Source organism: Pirellulales bacterium, assembly GCA_035499655.1.
Lineage (GTDB): Bacteria > Planctomycetota > Planctomycetia > Pirellulales > JADZDJ01 > DATJYL01.
This window is the reverse complement of record DATJYL010000166.1, coordinates 1-5,994: the sequence shown is the minus strand read 5'-3', so window position 1 is coordinate 5,994 and position 5,994 is coordinate 1. Positions and strand designations below refer to the sequence as shown.

Genomic DNA, 5,994 nt, shown 5'->3' with positions numbered 1-5,994 from the left:
GGTATCGAGATACGCCTTCGATGCACAAGGCATTACATGCATGCGCCCAATTTTTCGAACCATAAGGTCGCGCGGGGTCGGCTTTTCAATTTGTATGGCCAAATCGGCTTGAGCACGCATAATGAGATCATCCGGTCGCTGCATTGAGCAATGCAGATCGATAAGAAGCTTTGGGTGGGCGCGTCCGAACTCAATGAGCCGCGGTGTAAGCCAAAATGTGCCAAGGCCCTCAGTTGCCGCGATCCGAACTTCTCCGTGGAACGGCTGTGCCAGGGTGCCCCGACGGCGGACAAATCCCATCGAAGCCTCTTCCATCGCTTCGGCAGACGACAACAGCTTTTGACCATCGTGAGTCAGCCGAACTCCGTCACGGTGTCGGGTGAACAGAACAACATTTAGCTGTTGCTCTAATTGCATGATGCGATGAGCGATGCCGTGGCCTGTGATGTTCAGACGGGCGGCTGCGGTTCGAAAACTGTTCGCGCGAGCGACTTCAAGGAAAAGGCGCACGTTGTCCCAGTCTGGACGAGGGACTTCGGAGCAATCGGTGTGCTCAGTTTTTTGAGCACCGTATGGTTCTAACGAAGGCATCCCAAAGCTCAATCAAAGCCTAACATTTGGACCGGGGCGTTTAGAGACGCTGTGGGGACATAAAATGACAATCCATGACACGCGTATCTCCTCTCAGGGTAATCTTGCAGATCGCGCACGCGGTCGAATCATCCGTCCGCTCGACGGGCGCGAAATCCTCGGCCTAGCTCGACGCCTAGTAGTATTTACACCAAACGGCAACCAGATTGCAGCACTAATGGAGAAGGCCCGCAAGGCCATTCCTATGCTGACGACGCCGGAGATCGTACAGCGGATCGCCTCACACAATCCGGATTGCTTTTGGGCAATTGCGCGCCGCGACAGGTTCGACATCAGATGCCCCGAGGGCGAAGGTTACTACGCCTTCCTAACGCTGAACGAAGAGGGCCTACGCGGGCTTCTGGATGGGAGCTTTGATCGCAAAAACCCTCCGCTTTCGTATATTTCGGCTCAAAGCGAAAAAGCAGCCGGCATTTATATCTGGCATGCGTTTGCGCCTGGCAATTTAGCCGTAGCGATCACGCTCGCATGCCGAAAAATTTGGAACCTGCAGAACCAGCAGGCGGACATTTTCTGCTGGTCTACCAATGATTCGGCGGCGCGTTTTGTCGAGGCAATCGGTTTCCAAAAACTACCACCCGTTACGGGTAGTAAGGTGCCGCAGTTCCACGTGTTCCGCCGCAGCAATTGGACGCCGAATGCCATAATTTCTAGAGATTCACCGACGCAGCGATTGGTGCCTCCAAAGCTGCGCGTGCGTGTTGCTCGCACGGTCGACGATCTGATGCGGGCAGTAGCGCTGCGCGGAGCCGTCTATATTGCCGAGCAGGAATGTCCGTATGACGAAGAGTTTGACGGTAACGATTTTTCTGCGACGCATCTGATTGGCTACGTGGGCAATGAGCCAGCTGGTTGCATGCGTATCCGTTATTTCGCAGATTTTGCCAAGGTAGAGCGTTTGGTGGTTCGCAAGGAGTTTCGTAGCTCAGGTCTCGCGCGGCAGATTGTGCGAGACAGCGTCGAATTCTGCCGCGCAAAGGGATATCAACGTATTTACGTATATGCCCAGAAACGGCTGGTGGGTTTCTGGTCCAAATGCGGTTTCGTAGTTCCAGCGAACGCACGCGACCTGGTATTTTCCGATTTTGATTATGTTGAGATGATCCATATCTCCGATCGGCAGCACGACGCAATTTCGGAAAAAACCCCACCGCAGGTGATCATTCGGCCGGAAGGTGATTGGCAGTCACCAGGCATTCTTGAGCGCTCGATTGTCCGCGGGCTTCGTCGGCCTTCAACTGGGGTTGCCGCAGCATGAGCTCAGTCGTCTATCTGAGAGCACTAGCCGATCCCTCGAAGACGCCTTGTCTTGCTCTAATAGATTTACAGCAAGAATACATCGCGGACCCCCGTGCTATGGCGATGCCGGGAGCCAAAGCTGCCCTCGATAAGTGCCAGATGGCGCTCTATCACGCGCGGTCCATGGGTTTCCCTATCGCCTATTTTCGTCAATTGACTCACTCGTCTTATTTCAACCCGGCCACGATTTTCTCCGGTTGGATCAAAGGTTTTGAGCCGACTGGGGCAGATATGATTTTCGATCGAAACCTGCCGTCTTGCTATTCGAACAAGTCTTTTGCCGAGTTGATGGATAGTTGCGGCGGCCATTTTGTCATAGCTGGTTTTGCTGGGGAGACAGCCTGCCTTTCGACGGCGATCGATGCATATCATCGCAAACATCGGTTTACGTATCTCTGCGACGCTTCGACAAGCCACGGACTTGGGAATTTTTCGGCGTCGGTAGTTCAAGGGGCCATTACGGAAATTATCAAAGTGTACGGTGAGGTTCTAAGTACCGATTCGTGGGTCAGTGAGACCTCCGATGTGGCCATAATCGAGGTACCACGACTATGAGCAACGAAAGGGATGTCGAAATCTTAGCTCTGATCGATAGGCTTAGAAATGAAATCGATCTCGCCGAAAAACACTCGCTTGACGTAACTGTGCGATTGCTCCGAACCGCAGTACTGGATCTTCACACCTTGGTGTTCTCAATTTCAGATGATGAACTGCGATCTATTTCCGACGCTCTCGAAGATGCATCGTTATCAGAGGGCAAGTCAGCTGACCGATATCAGTGAGGCGCCCGGGGCAATTGATCGCCACCTTGAAAACCAGTGACTGGCCTTTATTTTGGAAAAGCGGAAATGACTGCTGCTGTTCTCATGTCCGCTGCCTTCAGCGCTTTATTGCATGCTTGCTGGAATATGCTGGCACAGCAAAATTCCGCGCCGCGAGACTTGCTCCAGGGTTTCGTAATTGCGACTGCGACCCTATGCTTGGTGGCTTTTCCTTTCATCGGCGCCCCCATTCCGCAAACTTGGCCATGGATTGGCATGGCCAGCTTGGTAAATGTGTTTTATCTGCGAATATTGGGAAGAGCATACGTCCATCCGGATTTTTGTGTGGTCTACGCGATTGTCAGATCAACAGTACCAGCAGTCCTTTTTCTTATCGGTCTGCTGGTCTTTAACGAGAGTGAGCGTCTTTGCGGCTTGATTGGTCTGGCAATTGTCGTAACCAGTATCCTAATTTTCGCTCTACCTCAGACCCAAGTTAACAGGACCGATCTAAAGACCCTGATCTTTTCCGTCTTCTCGGGGCTGCTACTCGCATTGGCGTTGTTGCTTGACGTCGTTGGCATTCGCACTGCTGGCAGGGGCTTTGAAAATCTCCTCCAGTATGCTGTTGCAAGTTCGCTTAGTACTGCGGCATCTCTCACGATCCTTAGTTTGACGGGTCGAGCAAACCCGGTCGCCATTCTCATCGCCAATGGCAGACGATGCTTTTTAGGAGCCCTTTTGTTGTTGTGCTCTTACTTGTTTGGTATGTGGGCGTATTCGCAGGGCCCAATTGGAATGGTAGCTCCTGTACGCGAAAGTAGCATTCTCTTCGGTGGGCTGCTCAGCGTCTTTGTGCTACGTCAATATGTTACGCGAGCGCAGTGGGCCGCGATGGCGCTTGCTACAATTGGCATTGTACTGGTTCAGGCTGGATAGGCTCATTCAGCAAAGATCTGATTTGCAGCTATGAGTTGGGGATTTCATCGTGCCACCCGGATCGAAGTTCCGGTACCAGCAATGGCGAGCGATTGTCGCCATCTCATTCGGGAACGCGTTAGAATGGTTTGACTTTGTTATCTTTGGATATTTCATCGTCCCGATTTCGAAGCAGTTTTTCCCCGCTAGTGAGCGATCATCGGCGCTTATGCTCTCGTTGGCAACGTTTGGCGCAGCCTTTTTGGTTCGTCCGTTAGGGGCCATTGTTCTCGGACATTATGCCGATCGTTACGGACGCAAACCGGCACTTGCCTTGACTATCTCTTTGATGACAGTGGGTACGGCGTTGATTGCATTTGCGCCAACATATCAATCCGCGGGGTTGCTTGCGCCAATTACAGTTATCGTCGCTCGCATCGTGCAAGGATTATCAGCTGGCGGTGAATTCGGAAGCTCAACGACTTTACTTGTCGAGCAAGATCGACTTGCTCGCGGGTTTATTGCGAGTTGGCAATTTTCGAGTCAGGCGCTTACCCTCGTTTTCGCGACATCTTGCGGCACTTTTCTAAGCTTGGCGCTTGACGCAGAACAGATAAATGCCTGGGGGTGGCGAATTCCATTCGTGTTTGGATTATTGATTGGCCCAATTGCAGTCTATGTTCGAAGTCGCATCGCGGAGAGCGCTGAATTCCAGTCGATCCAAGTGAGCTCATCGCCCACAAGTGAAATCGCGTCATTTTTTAAATCGAAAATGTTAGTTGCAATTGGACTCGTGACGCTTGCGACCGTCGCGATCTATACTCTGGTGTTCATGCAAACGTTCTGTGTCAGATACCTCGGATTTTTGCCGTCTGACGTATTCCGGGTAGGTCTCATCACAGGTATCGCCCAAGTGGTGTTGGTCCCCGTCGCGGGCGCATTATCCGATAAATGGGGGAGGCTGCCTATCGCAGGCATCGCAGGTCTTATCATTATGGTCACAGCCATTCCGCTGCTTGGGAGAATGACGACAACACCGACGTTTGCAAATTTGCTCTTATTCCAGCTTTGGACTGGTATCTGCGTGGCAATCTATGTCGGTCCGCTACCTGCCATGCTGTCTGAGCTGTTCCCAACTCAAGTTCGGACTACGGGACTTTCCATAAGCTACTCGCTTGCGGTCGGCTTTTTCGGAGGGTTTGCGCCGCTGATCAATGGCCTCTTGATCAACTTCTCAGGAAGCAATGTTGCGCCAGGCTACTATCTCAGCGCTGCTGCATTGATTTCACTTATTGCGCTTCTGGCAGCGCGCAAAGCTGGCCTTAGGTGAGCCGAAGAGGCTGCCCCATTGGCAAGTCCAATAAGATTGGGGAATGAGAATGAATCGAGGAAAGCTTCAGCTCGACGATCGACGCGATAGCTAATTTATGGGCCCGGATTTGCAGATTGATAGGTTATGGAATATCGCCTGAATTTTTCTGGAAAGAAAAATTCATTCGGTGAAGTCGGGGAGGTGGGACACCCGCGGTAGAAAGCCTAATGATCCCTTGGACCGATGCGGCGTCCCACTTTTTGGTAAGTCCTTGATTGGAATGAGTTGGCGCAGCCCTCTCGGGACTGCTATGACAATCTTTCGTTGACCATGCCGCTGCTGCGCTTGCTCACGTCGACGAACTCCGGGGGACTCTTAAATGGACATGTACCGGCGAAAAAATAGCCGGTGACTTTTTTGTCACCGGCCGCAGTTTCCGCGCTCAGCGAATACGGGGAGGGAGATCATATTCGCAATTTCGATCGCGAGGGGGCGGGATCGATTTGATTGCGCAGAATGCAGAAAATTAAAGTCGCAGGTCTTTACAATCCAGTGCTGCAGCAGCATGTGACGGTCAATCAAGACTGAAGCAGGCACCTTGCGTGCAGGCATTGGCTCCTACAGATTGCGTTGAGGCTTCAAGCTCGTCGTCGGAAATGTCACTCAAATTTTGTAATCGATCCATTCGAGGTCGATATTGGTCTCCCTTATTGTGTTTGCCCGCTTTTTAGCCGCCCAATCTCTTTCGTAGAGGCTCGCGCGGCCGGTGATGCCTAAACTTCCACATTTCGGCCCTATCTTGGGCCGGAATTTGCGTTGAGAGATTGAACGGACTTACGGGCGTTTGTTTCTTCGTGCGCTCATCAGCGATACGCTCACAACAGGATTTTCTGCGTGGGGGCCGCTGCCCAGCTTTCTCTACCTCTCTCTCGCGATCGCGGTAGGCAATATCGAGGGTCTCCGATACCGTGCGCTTGGCTGTTGGCAAATCAACCCAAGCAAAAATGGCCAAACCTCGAAATCCGTCCTTCTGAGCGGTCTCACTTGGCTTAC

Annotated in this window: 7 protein-coding genes; 5 read left to right on the top strand and 2 right to left on the bottom strand. The window is 52.2% G+C overall.

Going from position 1 to position 5,994, the window contains the following annotated elements:
* Positions 1–591: LysR family transcriptional regulator (locus VMJ32_11900; protein HTQ39723.1), on the bottom strand; the 591-nt coding region annotated here is incomplete at its 3' end.
* Between the two features lie 64 nt (positions 592–655).
* On the opposite strand from VMJ32_11900, the gene VMJ32_11895 reads away from it, so the two are divergent.
* The 5 genes from VMJ32_11895 to VMJ32_11875 are packed head-to-tail and all read left to right on the top strand — an operon-like array spanning position 656 to position 4,959.
* A complete protein-coding gene (locus VMJ32_11895; GenBank protein HTQ39722.1) occupies positions 656–1,909 on the top strand; it encodes a GNAT family N-acetyltransferase in 1,254 nt (417 codons plus the stop codon).
* Positions 1,906–2,505, top strand: a complete 600-nt coding sequence (locus VMJ32_11890) for an isochorismatase family protein (protein ID HTQ39721.1) — start codon at positions 1,906–1,908, stop codon at positions 2,503–2,505. Before VMJ32_11895 ends, VMJ32_11890 begins: the two co-directional genes overlap by 4 nt.
* On the top strand, positions 2,502–2,732 hold the full coding sequence (locus VMJ32_11885; GenBank protein ID HTQ39720.1) for a hypothetical protein: 231 nt from the start codon (positions 2,502–2,504) through the stop codon (positions 2,730–2,732). Before VMJ32_11890 ends, VMJ32_11885 begins: the two co-directional genes overlap by 4 nt.
* A gap of 36 nt (positions 2,733–2,768) precedes the next feature.
* Complete coding sequence (locus tag VMJ32_11880; protein ID HTQ39719.1) at positions 2,769–3,650, top strand: hypothetical protein; 882 nt, start codon at positions 2,769–2,771, stop codon at positions 3,648–3,650.
* A gap of 49 nt (positions 3,651–3,699) precedes the next feature.
* Positions 3,700–4,959 carry an MFS transporter gene (locus VMJ32_11875; GenBank protein ID HTQ39718.1) on the top strand — a complete coding sequence of 420 codons (1,260 nt, stop codon included), beginning with the start codon at positions 3,700–3,702 and terminating at the stop codon, positions 4,957–4,959.
* A gap of 709 nt (positions 4,960–5,668) precedes the next feature.
* On the opposite strand, the gene VMJ32_11870 is transcribed toward VMJ32_11875, so the two are convergent.
* Positions 5,669–5,994, bottom strand: a 326-nt coding sequence (locus VMJ32_11870; protein ID HTQ39717.1) for a hypothetical protein, incomplete at its 5' end; no start/stop codon positions are given.